The sequence below is a fragment of the Pseudomonas sp. BN607 genome (assembly GCF_029871175.1).
Classification (GTDB): domain Bacteria; phylum Pseudomonadota; class Gammaproteobacteria; order Pseudomonadales; family Pseudomonadaceae; genus Aquipseudomonas.
Genome location: NZ_SSOE01000060.1, coordinates 224,198 through 240,225 on the forward strand (window position 1 = coordinate 224,198; position 16,028 = coordinate 240,225).

Here is a 16,028-nt window from a genome sequence, read left to right on the forward strand (position 1 = left end):
GGCCGTCCGGGAGGTGGCCCATTGTAAACCCATATCTACCCTTCTGCGCAGCGCCGACCTGGGTCATCATGCAACTAATCGCGCCCGAAGCCTTGCACATGGGGCTACGCTGCGCTTACCTGACACTACATTTTCGTAGGTGGGCCTGCATGATCAACGCAAAACTCCTCCAACTCATGGTCGAGCACTCCAACGACGGCATTGTCGTTGCCGAGCAGGAAGGCCAGGACAGTATCCTCATCTATGCCAACCCGGCCTTCGAGCGCCTGACCGGCTACAACGCCGAAGACATCCTGTACCAGGACTGCCGCTTTCTGCAGGGCGAGGACCACGATCAAGCGGGTGTCAGGCAGATCCGCGCGGCAATCCGTAAGGGTGAGCCTTGCCGCGAGGTGCTGCGCAACTACCGCAAGGACGGCAGCCTGTTCTGGAACGAGTTGTCCATCACCCCGGTGTATAACGAAGCGGACCAGCTCACCTATTACATCGGCATTCAACACGATGTTTCCAGGCAGATCACTGCCGAAGCACGCATTCTCGAGCTGGAAGCGGAGGTCGCTGACCTGCGTCGTCAGTTGCAAGAAAAAAACCGTTAAACAAAATCTGTACAAGAACATTGATCTTGTACAGCTTTATCCCTAGGCTTCAGCTATATCTGTACAACAACCCACTGTTGTACAGCATGGTCCGGAGCCAAGCATGTCATCTTACCTGCAGCAGTTCGCCGAACGCTTCGCCAGGCTCGATGGGGATAACCTCGACGCGCTGGAAACCCTGTACAGCGAAGACGTGGTCTTCCGCGACCCCCTGCATCAGATTCACGGCCTGGAGGCGCTGCAGGCCTACTTCGCCCAGCTGTACGCCAACGCACGGGACATCCGCTACACCTTCGACGCCGCCGACGAGGTGCTGCCTGGCCAGGGCTACCTGCGCTGGACCCTGCAATTTCGCCACCCACGGCTAGCCAGCGGCGGCCCGGTGACCGTGCAGGGCTGCAGCTATCTGCAATGGCGTGACCGCGTCCACGTTCACCAGGACTTTTTCGACGCAGGCGCCTTGCTGTACGAGCATGTACCGCTCATGGGTGGTGCCATTCGCTGGCTCAAGGGCAGGTTGGCATGAGCCGCTGTTGGCTGACCGGCGCCAGCAGCGGCATCGGTGCCGCACTTGCCCAAGCACTGCTGGAGCAAGGCCACCAGGTGGCGCTGGGTGGCCGCCGTCGGCAACCGCTGCAGGCCTTGGCCGAGCGGTTTCCCGGCCAGGTGCTGCTGGCCGACGGCGACCTCGACGACCCTGTGCAGGTGGCGCAGATAGCCGAGCGGATCCAGCAAGCCTGGGGCGCGCTGGATATGGCGGTGTTCAACGCAGGCACTTGTGAATACCTGGAACCTGGGCACTTCGACCCGGCATTGGTCGAACGCGTGGTGCGTACCAATTTATTGGGCGTCTGCCGGTGTTTGGCGGCCGCCCTGCCCTTGTTGCGCGCAGGTGTACGTCCGCACCTGGTGGTGGTCGGCAGCTCGGTGACCTGGTTCGCCCTGCCCAGGGCGGGTGCCTATGGCGCGTCAAAGGCCGCCGTGCGTTATCTGATGGAATCGCAGCGCATTGACCTGGCCCGCGAAGGCATCGACGTGACCCTGGTCAGCCCGGGTTTTGTCGACACCCCGCTAACCCGGCGCAATGATTTCCCGATGCCGCAAATGTGGTCGGCCGAGCGCGCCGCACGCCATATCGTCAGGCGGCTGCCTCGGCGCCCGCTGGAAATCAACTTCCCTGGCCTTTTCACCTGGTGCTTGCGCCTGCTTGGAGCGCTGCCGGCGCGCCTGCGCCTGGCGCTGGGCCAACGCCTGGCACGCCATGAACAGGAATGACCCATGCGTATAGCCATTATCGGAAGCGGCATTGCAGGCCTGACCTGCGCCTACCTGTTGTCTCGTCGGCACACGGTAACGGTGTTCGAGGCCGACAGCTGGATCGGTGGCCATACCCATACCGTCGACGTCACCCTGGGCGGCGAACGGTATGCCATAGACACCGGCTTCATCGTGTTCAACGACTGGACCTACCCCCATTTCATTCGCTTGCTGGACCAGCTCAACGTCGCCTCCCAGCCAACAGAGATGAGCTTTTCGGTGCATGACCCGATCAGCGGCCTGGAGTACAACGGTCACGACCTGGATACCCTGTTCGCCCAACGCAGCAATCTGCTGTCCCCGGGGTTCTGGGGGATGCTGCGCGAAATCCTGCATTTCAACCGCCAGGCGGTAGCCGACCTCGACGCCGGGCGCATCGACACCAACACCACGCTGGGCGCGTATTTGCAGGCAAAAGGCTATGGCCGGCGGTTCATCGAACACTACATCGTGCCCATGGGCTCGGCGATCTGGTCGATGTCGCGCGCGGACATGCTTGGCTTCCCGTTGCAGTTCTTCGTGCGGTTCTGCCGCAACCATGGCTTGCTGTCGGTGAACCGGCGCCCACAATGGCGGGTGATCCAGGGCGGTTCGCGCAGCTATGTCGGGCCCTTGAGCCAGCCCTTTGCCGAACGGGTGCGTCTGGACTGCAAGGTTTACCGGGTCGCTCGTGACGAAGGCGGTGTCACTGTCCACAGCGACGCCGGCACGGAGCGCTTCGACAAGGTCGTGTTCGCCTGCCATAGCGACCAGGCCCTGGCCCTGCTGGAAGCGCCGCGCCGGCAAGAGCGCGCCGTGCTGGGTGCCATCGGCTATGCCGACAACGATGTGGTGCTGCACACCGACACCCGCCTGCTGCCACGCCGGCGCAAAGCCTGGGCCAGCTGGAACTATCGCTTGGGCGACAACGGGCAGGCGCCGGCCGCGCTGACCTACAACATGAATATCCTGCAGGGCATACAGGCCCCCGTGACCTTCTGTGTCAGCCTGAACCAGACCGCGCTCATCGACCCGACCCAGATCATCGCCCGCTTCACCTACGCCCACCCGCAATACAGCCTTGCCGCATTTGCGGCGCAGCCGCGCCACGCGCAATTGCAGGGCTACATGCACAGTTATTTCTGCGGCGCCTACTGGGGCAATGGCTTCCACGAAGACGGCGTCGCCAGCGCGCTGCAGGTGGCCAGCCACTTTGGTGAACAACTATGAACAGCAGCCTGTGCCCGGGTTGGATCAGCCATCGGCGCCTTGGCCCGCGACCACATGCGTTTCGTTACCGGGTGGGCATGTTCTACCTGGACCTGGACGAACAAGGCTGGCTGCTGGGCCTGTCGCGCTGGTTGAGAAGGTCACGCCTGGCACCGTTGAGCTGGCGGGAGACCGACTACCTGCCGGCGCTGACCCGCCAAGGCCAACCGCTTGCCCAGGCCGCGCGGCTGCTGGTAGGCCAGGCCACTGGGCGCATGCCCGACGGGCCGGTACGCCTGCTGACCCAACTGCGTTGCTGGGGGCTGTCGTTCAACCCGGTGAGCTTCTATTTCTGCCACGACCGCGACGGGCACCTGCAGGCCATTCTGCTGGAGGTTCGCAACACCCCATGGCGCGAGCGGTTCCACTACGTGTTGCCGGTGCAAGGCGGGCTGGCGCAACACTTTTCCCTGACCAAGCGCTTCCATGTATCGCCGTTCATGCCGCTGGACATGGACTACCGCCTGCGCTTCCACCTCGACGAAACGCGGGTGCGCATCCACATGGAAAACTGGCGACGCGGCCACAAGGTATTCGAGGCCGACCTGGCCTTGCAGCGCCAGCCACTGGATCGCCCGGCGTTGCACCGCTACATCCTGGCATTTCCCTGGATGAGCCTGCGTACCGTGACCGGCATTTACTGGCAAGCCTTGCGCCTTTTCTGCAAGCGCACGCCCATCCACAACCACATCGCCAGCCAGGCTGACCTGGCCCTTGGCCAACCTTGCGAGGACTCTGATCATGTCGAATCCCACCCTGAGCGTTAGCAAGTCGGCAGGCCTTGCACCCTGGCTTGGCGGGCTGGCGCGCAACGCCGTGCTGGCGCAGTTGGCCAAGTTGCGCCATGGCCACCTGCGCTTGCTCTGTCACGGTCGGCAATGGGCGTTCGGCGATGCTGACAGTGCCCTGCAGGCAGAGGTGGAAATCCTTGATGACGCCGCCTGGGGCTTACTGGCGAGCAATGGCTCGATCGGTGCTGGCGAGGCCTATATCCATGGGTACTGGCGCAGCCCCGACCTGGGGCTGGTCACCCGCCTGTTCGTCGCCAACCTTGAAGTGCTCGATGCCCTGGAAGGCGGGCTGGCACGGCTCGGCCGCCCTGCCCTGCGGCTGCTGCACCGCTTCAACCGCAACAACCGGCGCGGTGCGCGACGCAACATCATGGCCCACTACGACCTGGGCAACACGTTGTTCGAGCACCTGCTGGACCCCACCATGATGTACTCGGCCGCCCAGTTCGAGCACCCCGGTCAAACGCTGGAAGCGGCACAGCGGCACAAGCTGGAGCGCACCTGCCAGAAACTCGACCTGAGCCCGAGCGACCACCTGCTGGAGATCGGCACTGGCTGGGGCAGCCTCGCAATCCATGCCGCAAGCCGCTTCGGCTGCCGCGTCACCACCACCACGCTGTCACAGGCGCAGTACAGCTATACACGTCAACGGGTCAAAGACCTTGGCCTGGAACAACAGGTCACGGTGCTGCAAGAGGACTACCGCGACCTGCGCGGCACATTCGACAAACTGGTTTCCATCGAGATGATCGAGGCGGTCGGCCACCGCTACCTGCCCACGTACTTTCGCCAGTGCGCAGGCTTGCTCAAGCCGGATGGCTTGATGCTGCTGCAAGCCATCACCATTCGTGACCAGCGCTATGACCAGGCGCGGCGCTCGGTGGACTTCATCCAGCGCTACATCTTCCCCGGCGGCGCCCTGCCATCGCTGAGCGTGTTGCTGGACACCGCCAGCCGCCAGACCGCGCTCAACCTCGTGCACCTGGAGGACTTCGGTGTCGACTACGCCCTGACCCTGCGGCACTGGCGCGACAACCTGAAGCAAGCGCGCGCACCGCTCGCGGCTCTGGGCTATGACGAGACATTCCAGCGCCTGTGGGAATTCTACCTGTGCTATTGCCAGGGCGGTTTTGAAGAGCGGGCCATCGGCGTGGCGCAGTTGTTGTGGGCGGCGCCGAACGCACGCCGCGCGCCGTTGCCCGAACACAAGTAATGGCTACCCGCTGGCAGGTTGCCAATGCGCTGTGGCTGCAGCTCGGCTGGTGGCTCTGCGTATTGGGTGCCAGCACCGCGTCACTGTTGCTGCTGGTGCCCTTGGGCCTGGTATTGCACCTGTGGGCGTGCCCACAGCCGCGTGCGGAAGCCAGGGCACTGGTGCGTGTGACCTTGGCGGGTTGTGTGCTGGACAGCGTGCTGGGGGCTGTGGGGGTGTTCGATTTTGCCGCATGGCCGCTGCCCTTGTGGCTGGCGCTGCTGTGGCTGGTGCTGGCCAGCGGCTTGCGCCACAGCCTGGCCTGGGCCGGATGGCCGTTCCTGCGCGGGGCGGCAATCGGTGCAGTGGGCGGCCCCCTGGCCTATCTGGGCGGGGCCAGGCTCGCCGATGTAGCCTTGCCCCACGGGCCTTTGGCGACCGGCCTGCTACTGGTGCCGATCTGGGCGTTGGCCTTGCCCTTGTTGGTTCGCCTGGCTGCGTGGCGCTGAACGCCTGCAACGCTGCGAGCAATAGCGCACCTGGTCCCAGCAGCGCGCCCAGCGCTTGCGCCAGGTGAACGGCCGGCCGCAGGTAGCGCAAACCTTGCTGGCATGCCCGTGCAGCCTCATGGTGTACCCTCTGGCAGGCGACGGAAGAACAGCGTGATCTGGCCGATCTCCACACCCAGTTTGCGCATGCTGGAGCGGTTGATCAGGGTGTCCTGATCCATCAGGTACATCCAGTCGTCCAGTTCGACTTCCCAATGGTTCCCGTCTACGGGCAGGTCCAGCCGGTAGCGCCAACGCAGCGCGTTGCCCGCCACTTCACCTTGCGCCTCGCCGATCACGTCCCCCGCCGTGCCACGCCAGCGACCGGGGCCATCCGGCACCAGGGTCCAGGTTCGCTGCTGGCGTGTGCCGTCGCTGTACACAAAATGCTCGTCGAGAATCAGCCGCTCACCTTCACGACGGCTGTCGATGCGCACGTGGAATCGCTTGACCACCTCCCCGGAACGCTTCTGGAACATGCCCCAGGCTTGGACAGGGCGGGAAAAGAAGTCCGCCAGGTCGAGCTTGGGTTGCTCGCCGGCGTAATGCTCGACCCCCACATTGCCGCAACTGCCCAAAAGCAGGCAGCCGGTTAGCAACAGCGCTTTGCCAAGGTTCATGATCACTGGCCTCCGTCGGTGTCGGCCAGCCCCAGCAGGCGCCGACGCAATTGTGGGTCCCTGGCATCCGGGCCAAGCCAGATGGCGAAGAATGCCCGGGCAAATACAGGGTCGGCGATTTCGCTGCTGAGCGTGCTGCCAACATAAAAGCGGCACCCCTGGCCCGGCAGGTAAACGCCCGTGATGCGCATACCGGGGCGTACATCCACGAATGCCCGCTCCAGCGCCTCGGTCCATTGCGCACTGCGTTGCGCAGTCATACTGGCCGGGTCAAGCCTGCGCATTTCCGCGAGACTGGCCTGCACCAACGTGTCCCTGGACAGTGACCGGTGGTACAGAAGCTCCAGCGCGAACGGTTGGTCCCAACCCTGCACAGGCGCATTTGCCCATAACCGGGCGGTGTACAAGCGTAAGCCCCACCAGCTGAACTCACCTTCGCCCAGCCGTTGTGCCGACGGTAAGTCCGACCGCCAGTCCGCCGCCGTTGCAGACAGGGCCGTCAGTAACAAGCACAGACAAGTCCAACGGGCTGGGTGCGCCATGCTGACCTCGGTGACTGCGGTAAATACTGTACAACAATATCAACTTGTACAGGTTTGTCACCAGAAATGTATAGATTAACCGCTCAGGTCAATGGTAAGCGCAAGGTGGCAGCCAGGCCCCCGCTCGGTCGATTCTGCAGGTGTACCTGCCCGCCCAGGCGGTCGATGATGGTGGCGACGATGGACAATCCTAGCCCTGCGCCATTGGGGCTGTTACGGCTGTAGAAACGCTCGAACACCCGAGAGACTTCCGAGGCCTGGATGCCCGGCCCCTCGTCTTCGACGATCAGCTCGAAACGGTTGTCCAGGCGCCTGAGCGACACACTGATGCGCCCTCCCGACGGCGAGTGTTCTACAGCGTTGGAAACCAGGTTCTGCAGCGCAATGGCCAACGCACCGGCATCGATGGCCAAGTGGTGATCGCCTTCGCCAATGTCCAGCGACGGCTCGAGGCCGCGGTCGAGTATCCACGGGGTCAACTCTGCCAGGGTGTCGGTGACCACCTCGGCCAGGTCGACCTTGGCCGCTGCCTGCTGGCCCAGCCGAGGTTCGACCCGGGCCAGGGTCAGCAATTGGTTCACCACCCGGGTCAGCCGGTCGACGCCCCCAATCAGAAAGCCCAGTGCCTTGTGCCGCTCGGCCTCGGTGCTGGCCTCCAGCGCGTTCTGCGCATGCAGGCGCAGTACCGCCAGCGGCGTACGCATTTCGTGGGCCGCATCAGCGATGAACCGGTGCTCGCGCCGCAACATGTCCTCGATTTGCGCCAGCAGGCGGTTGATGGCCGCCTGCATGGGCTCCAGCTCCGATGGCAACGGCGCCAGGCGCAAGGGCTCGAGCGAATCGGCGTGGCGTGCGCGGATGACCGTGGCCATGTTCTGCAACGGTCGCAAGCCCCAACCGATCGCCACCCATACCAGCAGCACCAAGGCCAGGCTGCCGAGCAAGAACGGAAACAGGGTGTGGCGCACGATCCGGTCGATCAAGTCGTAACGAACATCATCGCGTTCGCCCACCCAGATAACCCAGTGCTTCTCGGGTACCGGCAAGACGAAGCCACGCCATTGCCGGTCGCCGCTGGAAAAATCGTAGAACCCCGGCTCGCTCGGTGGCACCGCAAGCGCCGGTGCACTCGGGGTATGCACCAGCAAAGCGCCACCCTCGCCCCACACCTGGAACGCCAGCTTGCTCTCGTAGGGGTGGCCCACCCGGTGATGGCCCGCCTGGGCCAACGCATCGTTGAATGCCTTGTACATGGCTTCACGCGAGCCGCCTTGCACCGGCAGGCTCATCACCCCCAGCAGCAAGCGGGCGTTCTGTGCCAGGTGGGCGTCGTACACCTCGTTTATTTCATGGCGGCTGTCGTGGTAGTTGTACAGCGTCAGCAGCCCGGTACCCAGCAGGAGCAACAGCATCACGCGCCAGAGCGTGCGTCGACGCAGCGAGCTCATACCTTGCCCTCGACCAGGTAACCGATGCCTCGCACTGTACGGATAAGGCCGTTGTACAGTTTTTTGCGCAGGTGATAGATGTGCACTTCCAAGGTATTGCTTTCGGGCTCCTCATCCCAGCCATACAGCAGCTGGGTCAGGCGTTCACGGGTGAACACCTTGCCAGGCTGCGCCAGCAACTCATGCAGCAAGCGGTACTCCTTTGGGGTCAATGTCACTTCGACCCCCTGGTAGTGCACTTGCTGGGTAGCGGGGTCGAGCATGACGCCCGCATGCTCGATCAACACCTTGGCACGCCCGGCGCTACGCCTGAGCAAGGCACGCAACCGCGCCTTCAGCTCGTTCAGGTCGAACGGTTTCACCAGGTAGTCATCGGCGCCGGCATCCAGCCCGGCGATACGATCATCCAGGGCATCCCGCGCGGTGAGGATCAGCACCGGCAGGCTATTGCCAGCGCCCCTCACGCGCCGTAGGACCTCGATGCCATCCAGGCGTGGCAAGCCGAGGTCCAGAATTGCCAGGTCGAACGTTTCAAGTTGCAGGGCATGCAAGCCATCCTGGCCGTCTCGCAACCAGTCCAGCGTATACCCCTCCTGGCGCAAACCATCGCAGATCCCCTCGCCCAACGCGGTATCGTCCTCAACCAGCAGTAGCCGCATGTTCAGTCCTGTTTGTCCTTTATTGCCTTGAGTAAAGCATCGATATCCGCGCGCCGGCCCTGGTCCGCCAGTTCACGGCCCGGCCGCGGCGGTGCCTGCAAGGCTTTGTGCAAGGCCGCGGTGGCTTCAGGGTAGCGCTTTTGCCGGTACAGGTGGTCGGCCCAGAAGTAGTTGCTGTCGATGCCGTCTGGGTTCACCTTCAGGGCTTGGCGCAACAGCTCGTCGGCCTTGTCGGCATCACCAAAACCTATCGGCCAGCCTGGGACCTGGTCATAGAGCGTGCCAAGGCTGGTGTAGGCCGAGCCTTGCAGGGCATCAGGGTCCAGTTTCAGGGCTTGCTCCAGACTGGCCTTGGCCGCCTTGACCTTGCCCAGCGCGCCCAGGCCACCAACGGCACCTGCCCAGCTGCTGTTGATGATGCCCTCCCAGATCAACGGCTCGGGCGTGCCGGGGTGTTGCTTGACGAATGCCGCCGCATCGCCAGACAACCTTTCAAAAGCATCTGCCCGTTGCGCTTTCGGTGTCTGATACTGGATCTGCGCCCAACGCTGCTGCAGGTTGCTCAGCTGTTGGTTGCCGGCCGGGTCCAATGCCCAGCTGAAGGGGGTGAACGCCAGCAGGCTGACAATGACCAGGCGCTTCATTTGCTCGACTCCTTGGTATGGCCGCCAATGTAGCGGCGAATGACGGGCAGTTGCTTGCGCAAGGCGCGGTCGACCACCCCTGGCAGCATGCCGTTGATGCGCACGAAGAGCTTTTCCGGCCACCCCAGGTACAGCTCGTTGCGTTCCGACTGGACCGCCACGAGCACGGCACGGGCCACATCGGCAGGGTCGTCCATGCCGACCTTCAGGGCCTGGTTGAGTGCAGTCGCGGCGCTGCTGTTCATGTTGGTGCGGGTAGCACGAGGCGCGGCATACAGCACATTCACCGTGGTGTCGGCCAGCTCCCGGCGCAACGCCTCGGAAAAACCGCGCAGGGCAAACTTGCTGGCGCAGTAGGTGGCATAACCGGGGTAGCCGATCGAGCCATAGGTGGAGCCGACATTCACCACCAGCGCCTTGGGTTGCGCGCGCAGCATGGGCAGGCAGGCGCGGGTCAGTTGCAAAGGCGCCTTGATGTTGATGTCGAGCAACTCGTCCAGCGCATATTCGTCCAGCTGGTCGAGCAAAGCGAAGCGGTTCACTCCGGCAGCATTGATCAACACATTGACCCCGCCCATCTCATGGGCGCGGTGGACGACCTGATCACGCCCCGCCTGGGTGCGCAGGTCGGCCGTTTGCCAGCGCAAGCGATCCGGGTAGCGGTTCATCAGCCCTGCCAGCTTGCCCAGATGCCGGCTCACCGCCAGTACCCGGGCGCCGGCCGCGCACAGTTGCCCGGCCAGCTCCAGACCGATGCCGCCGCTGGCACCGGTCAGCACCACCACCGATTCAGACAAACGCATGCTGCACCTCGGTATGGTCCGCCCGAGGCAGGCCTTCGAACATGGCGGTATACAGCGGGTACACCACCTTGGCGGCGCGAATCACCGCCTGCTGATCATCTGCGTCCTCCAGCCGGTCCATCAGGCGCTTGTAGGTGACCATGTGGTCCTGGTCCAGCGCACCGTGGGAGCTGAGGTAGCTGAATGCCTGGTCGGGCAGCCCGAGGCTACCCTGGATCGCACCGGCAGCGTGGGTGGCCAAGGCAATGCTGGTGCCTTCCAGCACATTGACCATGCCGAACAACCCGACCGGGTTGCCGCGGGCGATCAGGTCGTACAGGTAGGCAACCATAAGTTCGATCGGCAAGGCGGGCCGACCATCCCGCACCGCCTCCCAATCACCGCCACAGGCCTTGATATCGTTGAGGATCCACTGCTCGTGGCCATATTCTTCATCGATGTATTCGCACACCGCGCCACGCAGCCACTCCAGCCGTGAGGGCAGGCGCGCGCCGCAAGCCATCATCAGCGGCACGGTGTGGCGTACATGGTGGTAGGCCTGGGTAAGGAAGGCGATATAGCTGGAGCGGCTGACCTGGCCAGCCAGCGCCTCGCGAATCACAGGCACCGCGAACAAAGCCTGGCGTTCGTGGCTGGTTTGCAACTGCAACGTATCGAAAAATGACATGACGGACCTCATAACGGGATTTCGGACAACAGAGAGTGGTAACGCTGCAGGATCGCCTCACGTCGTGGGCGGCCGTTGGCAGTCAGGGTGTGCCCGGTTGCCGTAAACGGCGCGGGTAATCGTCGCCAGGCATGCACCCTGGCGTAGTCGGGCAGGCGCGCATTGCATTGCTGCACGGCTTGCTCGATGGCCGCGTCCGTGGCGCCGGGGTCGAGTGGCCAGAGCAATGCCAGGTTGCGCGGCAGGCCTTCGCCGTGGACGAACGCCTGGGCGATTACCCCGCTCTGGGTCAGCTCGGCCTCTACCCATTCAGGGTTGACGTTGCGCCCGAAGCTGGTGATGAACTGGTGTTTCTTGCGCCCGTTCAGGTGCAGGTAGCCTTCATCATCGAAGAAACCCAGGTCGCCGGTGGCCCACCAGGCCTCCCTGGTCGGCGTCTCCCCCAGGTAGCCAAGCAGCAGGGAGCCGGCAACCAGCACCTCGCCATCCTCGGCAATGCGTACCTGCACATGGGGCAATGGCCGGCCAACGCTGCCTCGGCGCAGCGCACCGGGGCGGTTGAGCGACACCACCGAGGCACACTCCGACAGCCCATACCCTTCGAACACTGGCAAGCCGATGGCCTCGGCCCGCGCCAGCAGGCTGGGTGCCACCCGTGCGCCGCCCACCGCGACAAAACGCAGCGGGCCGACGCGCGTCAGCCCACGCTCGATCGCCGTCACCAGGCCCAACAGCAGCTGTGGAACCAGAATCAGGCTGTGCGCGCCGCTGAGCGCGATGGCACCCAGCAATCGCTTGAAATCAACCTGGCTGGCACCGCCCATGCCCAGCTGCGCCTGTGGGTAGAGCAACACGCTGGCCCCTGCCATCAAGGCGGCGTAGACACCCAGGTTTTCCAGCAATACGCCCAGCGGGAGCACCGCCAGGTAGCGCTGGGGCTGCGTGGGCCGGCTGGCCAGTTCCAGTTCATGGGCAACCCGCAGCACGGCATCCGCGCCCAGGCATACGCCTTTGGGGCTGCCCGTGCTGCCGGAGGTGTAGGTGATCTTGGCGGTACCTTGAGGCAGCGTGGCAGGGGGCTGTACTGCGCGGGCCCAGAAACCGTCCTGTTCGACAAAGCCCAGTTGGCTGAGCATGCCCTCCCAGGTCTGCGGGCAAAGCACCAGGCTGGCGCCACTCTGTTCGATGCAATGCTGCACCTGGGCTGTGCTGAAGAATGCTGGCACGGTCACGCAGGCGCGCCCCGAGACCAGGGCCGCCAAGTCCCAGAACAGCAGTTCGGGGCCGTTATCCAGCCCCAATAGCAACACGCCGGCCGGTCGTTGGCTCAACACCTCGGCACGCTGCCAAACCTCAGCCAGCAGTTGCTTGTAGCTGTAGCGGGCCGTGGCCCCTTCTATCGCCGGGGCGTCGCCCCGCTCACGCCCGTGCGCCAGCAACACCTGCCGGAAATGCTCAAGTTCATGCGGCATGCCCGGCCTCCTCGTCCAACGCCGGAAAGCCAAGGCGGCGGAACGCACCTGCGGTGCGCAGCAGGTCGAAGCCGTGATGGATTTCGCCAACGAACACTTGCGGATGTTGGGCGTAATAGCTGCCCCACTGCTCTGCAGGTTCGCCCAGGCGTGCCGGGTCGGCCTGCGCGAGCAAGGTGGGTACCAGCCCCAGGCGCTGGAAGCTGTTGATCAACGTAGAGGCACCGGTGAACGCCACCCACTGCAGCCCTCGCCTGGCAAGCAACCACGTCACGGCCGTTATCATGATGCGCGCGCTGCCAGCACTGAGTGACGCCAGGTTGCCCACCTCGACCATGCATTCACGTCCCAAGGGCTGGCTGGTGATGTGCGAAATTGCACTCTCCAGTGGCACGTCCAGGTAGCGCTCGAGAAACAGCGGGCCGCTGCTGGCGGGGCGTATTCCCGCTGCGGCAATCAGTTGGCCGTGGCTGTCCCGCAGGGCCAGCAACTCGGGCAGGTAGTGATGGACATCGGCATGGTGCACATCAGCGAAACAGCGGTGAATGAAGTGCTCGAGCTCATCACGGCCGGGCTCGCCCTGCAGGTGCAGGGACAGACAGGCGTGATGCTCCGCGTGGGTGCCAATGGGCAATGGGAGCAGGCTGCTCCACAGGGTATGGGTCATGAAACTCCCCCCGACTGGGTTAGTGAGGGTGAGTATCGGAGGCAAGTCTGAAGGGAATCTGAAGTTGCCTGAAAAAGTCGGTGTCGGCTCGCGAAGCGAATGACACCGTTGCGCAGGCCCGGTGTTGGCCTGGGTTTTCAGCCACTAAAGGTTTGCACCCTGTTACTTAAAGCGCCTCGTCCGAAAAACCCTAAACTTTTGCAGCGCCCGGAAATTTTCCCAAGTCACAACTGAACACAGACCTTCCTGTGTTTGACTTGAGGTAAGCGATCATGGCGAACAATCAAGACAAAGGCGGCCATCAAGGCGGTGCCGGCAAACCTGACATGGGCCAAGCCGGCCAGCAAGGAGGCCATGGATCGGGCGGTGCCGACGCTGGCAAGCACCAAGGCGGCCAGCAAACCGGGCAACGGCCTGAAGACAAGATGAACAAGGACTGGGACGCGTCCCAGGACAAAGGTCGCCAGGGTGGCCAGTCGGGCGACAATAGCCGCGACACGCAAACGGCTGACAAGACAGGCTCGATGGGCGGCAAGCAGGCCCGCGATGATCAGCAGGACATGGACAAGAACCGCTGATTGCATTGACTGAGCAGCCTTGCTGCGAAAGGGTCGTGACTGGCAAAGCACCGCTTTAGCCTTAGCGCCCACCGCTTTGCAGCACACGGCTGCTCCTGCCGCAGAACCTTGCCGGCCCTATCGTATGCTGGGGCCGGCCCTCCCCGCACTCATCCCGCGTCCCGCGTCCAAAGACAGCTGCATCCAGGCGCTATAACCGAAGTCGCTGCCGAAGCAGCACGGAACCTTCGTGGCTGTCAGTGCTCAGTTGTGCAAAGTGCTTGCGACACAAAGGATTGCCATGGAACACGTTGCATCCACTGCCCTCCCCGAAGTTCGCGTCGAACGGGAACTGAGCCCGCGAGCGGTGCTGACCGGCGCGGTACTGGGCATTTTGCTAACGCCGTCGAATGTCTATGCAGGGCTGAAGATCGGCTGGTCCTTCAACATGTCGATCATCGCCCTGCTGGTGGGCTTCGCGCTGTGGCAGAGCCTCGCTGGGCGCAGCAAGCACCGGCCCACATGGTCGCTGCATGAAAGCAACATCAACCAGACCGTGGCCTCGGCCGCAGCCTCCATCGTTTCCGGCGGGCTGGTGGCGCCGATCCCGGCCTATACCCTGCTCACCGGTCATCAGCTGGATCCGCTGCCGATGATGGCCTGGGTTTTCTCGGTGAGCTTCCTGGGCATCTGGATCGCCTGGTATCTGCGCCCCGCCTTGCTCAACGACCATGACCTGAAGTTCCCCGAGGGCATGGCGACCCTGGAAACGCTGCAGCAGATCTACCATCACGGCCAGGAGGCCATGACGCGGATCAAGGTGCTGTGCAGCGCCGCGTTGTTGTCAGGGCTGGTGAAATGGGTAGACGGTTTCGCCTGGGCAATACCCCGTTGGGCACCCACACCCATGCTTGAGCGCCTGACCTTTACTGTCGACCCCTCGCTGATGCTCATCGGCTTTGGCGGCATTATCGGTATCCGCGTGGGCCTGACATTGCTGCTGGGGGCCGCGCTGGCGTGGGGTGGGTTGGCACCGTGGCTGATCGATCATGCCCTGGTAGTACTGGCGCCCAACGCCAGCGGCCCGCAGTTCGCGGTACTGGTGGAATGGCTGTTGTGGCCGGGGGTCAGCCTGATGGTGTGTGCGACCCTGACAGCGCTTGCGCTGCGTCTGCTGCAAGTGACCCGCCGACCGCCCCACGACCGACGGGCTAACCAGGCACCACGGGCCAGGGGCCGGTGGTCACCGTGGCCGGCGTCGGGGTTGCTGGTTGCCAGCGCACTGGTAGTGAGCTTGCAGGTGCTGCTGTTCGGGATCGATGGGTGGATGGCGTTGTTGAGCATTCCGCTGGCGGTGTGCCTTGCCGTGGTCGCCGCACGCGTGGTCGGGGCCACCGGCATCGCGCCGATCGGCGCTATCGGCAAACTGTCGCAGCTGGGCTTCGGCCTGGTCGCCCCGGGCCAGGTAGCAATCAACCTGATGAGCGCCAACACCGCAGGCGGCGCGGCCGGGCAGTCCACCGACCTGATGAACGACTTCAAGGTCGGCCAGGCGATCGGCGCCACGCCACACAAACAGCTGATTGCACAGTGCATCGGGATTTTCATCGGCAGCGTGGTCGGCGTGCTGGTCTACCTCGTGCTGATACCCGACCCAAAGGCCCTGCTGCTCACCGAGCAATGGCCCGCGCCGGCGGTGGCGACCTGGAAAGCAGTGGCCGAAACCCTGACTCAGGGGCTTGGTGCACTGGCGCCCGAACTGCGCTGGGCCATTGCCGCCGGCAGTGCGGTGGGCGTCGTACTGGGCGCGCTGGACAGCCTGCTGCCGCGGCGCGCGGCGCGTTGGCTGCCAAGTACGGCCGCACTGGGCCTGGCGTTCATTCTGCCCGCGTCGATCAGCCTGATGATGGGCCTGGGCGCAGTCCTTACCTGGCTGGTCAGCTGCCGCTGGCCGAGTATCGCCGAGCGGTTTGCGATTACAGCGGCCGCTGGGCTGATTGCCGGTGAGAGCATCATGGGGGTCGGGGCATCGTTCTGGGAAATGCTGCGCGCGCTCTAGGGGTGCATCGTGCGGATGCAGCGGGTAACAACCGCGCACTGAAATGTGCACAAAATTCCCAGCCCCACCCTCATCAAGCCTTGCAGAAGCGGGCAGCAAAGCCAGACAGCCATGAAAACCGCCGAAATCCAAGGTTGGTACGAATCTTGTTTGTATACAAATACCAAGAATAAAAGTACACAACCATCATGGAGTTCC

General features: G+C 63.8%; 19 protein-coding genes. 9 read left to right on the forward strand and 10 right to left on the reverse strand.

What is annotated here, in order from left to right; all coding sequences use genetic code 11:
- Positions 1–149 precede the first annotated feature (149 nt).
- The 7 genes from E8E68_RS17740 to E8E68_RS17770 all read left to right on the forward strand — a co-directional run bounded on the left by E8E68_RS17740 (position 150) and on the right by E8E68_RS17770 (position 5,653).
- Positions 150–596 carry a PAS domain-containing protein gene (locus E8E68_RS17740; RefSeq protein WP_280343250.1) on the forward strand — a complete coding sequence of 149 codons (447 nt, stop codon included), beginning with the start codon at positions 150–152 and terminating at the stop codon, positions 594–596.
- 103 nt (positions 597–699) lie between these two features.
- Positions 700–1,122, forward strand: a complete 423-nt coding sequence (locus tag E8E68_RS17745; RefSeq protein ID WP_280343253.1) for a nuclear transport factor 2 family protein — start codon at positions 700–702, stop codon at positions 1,120–1,122.
- Positions 1,119–1,871, forward strand: coding sequence for an SDR family NAD(P)-dependent oxidoreductase (locus E8E68_RS17750; RefSeq protein ID WP_280343256.1), 753 nt, complete (start codon positions 1,119–1,121; stop codon positions 1,869–1,871). Before E8E68_RS17745 ends, E8E68_RS17750 begins: the two co-directional genes overlap by 4 nt.
- A gap of 3 nt (positions 1,872–1,874) precedes the next feature.
- Positions 1,875–3,122: an FAD-dependent oxidoreductase gene (locus E8E68_RS17755; protein WP_280343259.1), complete on the forward strand. Its 1,248-nt coding sequence runs from the start codon at positions 1,875–1,877 to the stop codon at positions 3,120–3,122.
- Positions 3,119–3,928 (forward strand): DUF1365 domain-containing protein, encoded by an 810-nt coding sequence (locus E8E68_RS17760; RefSeq protein ID WP_280343262.1) that lies wholly within the window; start codon positions 3,119–3,121, stop codon positions 3,926–3,928. Before E8E68_RS17755 ends, E8E68_RS17760 begins: the two co-directional genes overlap by 4 nt.
- Positions 3,903–5,165 carry a cyclopropane-fatty-acyl-phospholipid synthase family protein gene (locus E8E68_RS17765; RefSeq protein ID WP_280343264.1) on the forward strand — a complete coding sequence of 421 codons (1,263 nt, stop codon included), beginning with the start codon at positions 3,903–3,905 and terminating at the stop codon, positions 5,163–5,165. Before E8E68_RS17760 ends, E8E68_RS17765 begins: the two co-directional genes overlap by 26 nt.
- Positions 5,165–5,653, forward strand: a complete 489-nt coding sequence (locus E8E68_RS17770) for a DUF2878 domain-containing protein (RefSeq protein WP_280343267.1) — start codon at positions 5,165–5,167, stop codon at positions 5,651–5,653. The genes E8E68_RS17765 and E8E68_RS17770 overlap by 1 nt, the downstream gene beginning before the upstream one ends.
- Here E8E68_RS17770 and E8E68_RS17775 read toward each other — a convergent pair.
- From E8E68_RS17775 to E8E68_RS17820, 10 genes are all read right to left on the reverse strand, one after another.
- Positions 5,591–5,773 (reverse strand): DUF2256 domain-containing protein, encoded by a 183-nt coding sequence (locus E8E68_RS17775; RefSeq protein WP_110743045.1) that lies wholly within the window; start codon positions 5,771–5,773, stop codon positions 5,591–5,593. The genes E8E68_RS17770 and E8E68_RS17775 overlap by 63 nt on opposite strands.
- On the reverse strand, positions 5,770–6,312 hold the full coding sequence (locus E8E68_RS17780; RefSeq protein ID WP_280343269.1) for a DUF3833 domain-containing protein: 543 nt from the start codon (positions 6,310–6,312) through the stop codon (positions 5,770–5,772). The genes E8E68_RS17775 and E8E68_RS17780 overlap by 4 nt, the downstream gene beginning before the upstream one ends.
- A gap of 2 nt (positions 6,313–6,314) precedes the next feature.
- A complete protein-coding gene (locus E8E68_RS17785) occupies positions 6,315–6,854 on the reverse strand; it encodes a chalcone isomerase family protein (RefSeq protein WP_280343272.1) in 540 nt (179 codons plus the stop codon).
- An 83-nt stretch (positions 6,855–6,937) separates the two neighbouring features.
- On the reverse strand, positions 6,938–8,302 hold the full coding sequence (locus E8E68_RS17790; RefSeq protein WP_266029430.1) for a sensor histidine kinase: 1,365 nt from the start codon (positions 8,300–8,302) through the stop codon (positions 6,938–6,940).
- On the reverse strand, positions 8,299–8,961 hold the full coding sequence (locus E8E68_RS17795; protein WP_110743049.1) for a response regulator: 663 nt from the start codon (positions 8,959–8,961) through the stop codon (positions 8,299–8,301). Before E8E68_RS17795 ends, E8E68_RS17790 begins: the two co-directional genes overlap by 4 nt.
- A 2-nt stretch (positions 8,962–8,963) precedes the next feature.
- Positions 8,964–9,605 (reverse strand): tetratricopeptide repeat protein, encoded by a 642-nt coding sequence (locus E8E68_RS17800; protein WP_266029428.1) that lies wholly within the window; start codon positions 9,603–9,605, stop codon positions 8,964–8,966.
- Positions 9,602–10,408, reverse strand: a complete 807-nt coding sequence (locus tag E8E68_RS17805) for an SDR family oxidoreductase (protein ID WP_280343277.1) — start codon at positions 10,406–10,408, stop codon at positions 9,602–9,604. The genes E8E68_RS17800 and E8E68_RS17805 overlap by 4 nt, the downstream gene beginning before the upstream one ends.
- On the reverse strand, positions 10,395–11,075 hold the full coding sequence (locus tag E8E68_RS17810; RefSeq protein ID WP_280343280.1) for an iron-containing redox enzyme family protein: 681 nt from the start codon (positions 11,073–11,075) through the stop codon (positions 10,395–10,397). The genes E8E68_RS17805 and E8E68_RS17810 overlap by 14 nt, the downstream gene beginning before the upstream one ends.
- An 8-nt stretch (positions 11,076–11,083) precedes the next feature.
- A complete protein-coding gene (locus E8E68_RS17815) occupies positions 11,084–12,547 on the reverse strand; it encodes an AMP-binding protein (protein ID WP_280343283.1) in 1,464 nt (487 codons plus the stop codon).
- Positions 12,537–13,214 (reverse strand): thermostable hemolysin, encoded by a 678-nt coding sequence (locus tag E8E68_RS17820; RefSeq protein WP_280343288.1) that lies wholly within the window; start codon positions 13,212–13,214, stop codon positions 12,537–12,539. The genes E8E68_RS17815 and E8E68_RS17820 overlap by 11 nt, the downstream gene beginning before the upstream one ends.
- A 272-nt stretch (positions 13,215–13,486) precedes the next feature.
- On the opposite strand from E8E68_RS17820, the gene E8E68_RS17825 reads away from it, so the two are divergent.
- Together E8E68_RS17825 and E8E68_RS17830 are read left to right on the forward strand one after the other, a co-directional pair.
- A complete protein-coding gene (locus E8E68_RS17825; protein WP_280343291.1) occupies positions 13,487–13,792 on the forward strand; it encodes a hypothetical protein in 306 nt (101 codons plus the stop codon).
- Positions 13,793–14,072: 280 nt separating this feature from the next.
- Positions 14,073–15,830 (forward strand): OPT family oligopeptide transporter, encoded by a 1,758-nt coding sequence (locus E8E68_RS17830; protein ID WP_280343293.1) that lies wholly within the window; start codon positions 14,073–14,075, stop codon positions 15,828–15,830.
- The last annotated feature ends 198 nt before the right edge of the window (positions 15,831–16,028 follow it).

What these genes read in the sequence shown, in the direction of transcription:
- E8E68_RS17740 (WP_280343250.1), top strand. Translation starts at nt 150, where the DNA reads ATGATCAACGCAAAACTCCTCCAACTCATGGTCGAGCACTCCAACGAC.
- E8E68_RS17745 (WP_280343253.1), top strand. Translation starts at nt 700, where the DNA reads ATGTCATCTTACCTGCAGCAGTTCGCCGAACGCTTCGCCAGGCTCGAT.
- E8E68_RS17750 (WP_280343256.1), top strand. Translation starts at nt 1,119, where the DNA reads ATGAGCCGCTGTTGGCTGACCGGCGCCAGCAGCGGCATCGGTGCCGCA.
- E8E68_RS17755 (WP_280343259.1), top strand. Translation starts at nt 1,875, where the DNA reads ATGCGTATAGCCATTATCGGAAGCGGCATTGCAGGCCTGACCTGCGCC.
- E8E68_RS17760 (WP_280343262.1), top strand. Translation starts at nt 3,119, where the DNA reads ATGAACAGCAGCCTGTGCCCGGGTTGGATCAGCCATCGGCGCCTTGGC.
- E8E68_RS17765 (WP_280343264.1), top strand. Translation starts at nt 3,903, where the DNA reads ATGTCGAATCCCACCCTGAGCGTTAGCAAGTCGGCAGGCCTTGCACCC.
- E8E68_RS17770 (WP_280343267.1), top strand. Translation starts at nt 5,165, where the DNA reads ATGGCTACCCGCTGGCAGGTTGCCAATGCGCTGTGGCTGCAGCTCGGC.
- E8E68_RS17775 (WP_110743045.1), bottom strand. Translation starts at nt 5,773, where the DNA reads ATGAGGCTGCACGGGCATGCCAGCAAGGTTTGCGCTACCTGCGGCCGG.
- E8E68_RS17780 (WP_280343269.1), bottom strand. Translation starts at nt 6,312, where the DNA reads ATGAACCTTGGCAAAGCGCTGTTGCTAACCGGCTGCCTGCTTTTGGGC.
- E8E68_RS17785 (WP_280343272.1), bottom strand. Translation starts at nt 6,854, where the DNA reads ATGGCGCACCCAGCCCGTTGGACTTGTCTGTGCTTGTTACTGACGGCC.
- E8E68_RS17790 (WP_266029430.1), bottom strand. Translation starts at nt 8,302, where the DNA reads ATGAGCTCGCTGCGTCGACGCACGCTCTGGCGCGTGATGCTGTTGCTC.
- E8E68_RS17795 (WP_110743049.1), bottom strand. Translation starts at nt 8,961, where the DNA reads ATGCGGCTACTGCTGGTTGAGGACGATACCGCGTTGGGCGAGGGGATC.
- E8E68_RS17800 (WP_266029428.1), bottom strand. Translation starts at nt 9,605, where the DNA reads ATGAAGCGCCTGGTCATTGTCAGCCTGCTGGCGTTCACCCCCTTCAGC.
- E8E68_RS17805 (WP_280343277.1), bottom strand. Translation starts at nt 10,408, where the DNA reads ATGCGTTTGTCTGAATCGGTGGTGGTGCTGACCGGTGCCAGCGGCGGC.
- E8E68_RS17810 (WP_280343280.1), bottom strand. Translation starts at nt 11,075, where the DNA reads ATGTCATTTTTCGATACGTTGCAGTTGCAAACCAGCCACGAACGCCAG.
- E8E68_RS17815 (WP_280343283.1), bottom strand. Translation starts at nt 12,547, where the DNA reads ATGCCGCATGAACTTGAGCATTTCCGGCAGGTGTTGCTGGCGCACGGG.
- E8E68_RS17820 (WP_280343288.1), bottom strand. Translation starts at nt 13,214, where the DNA reads ATGACCCATACCCTGTGGAGCAGCCTGCTCCCATTGCCCATTGGCACC.
- E8E68_RS17825 (WP_280343291.1), top strand. Translation starts at nt 13,487, where the DNA reads ATGGCGAACAATCAAGACAAAGGCGGCCATCAAGGCGGTGCCGGCAAA.
- E8E68_RS17830 (WP_280343293.1), top strand. Translation starts at nt 14,073, where the DNA reads ATGGAACACGTTGCATCCACTGCCCTCCCCGAAGTTCGCGTCGAACGG.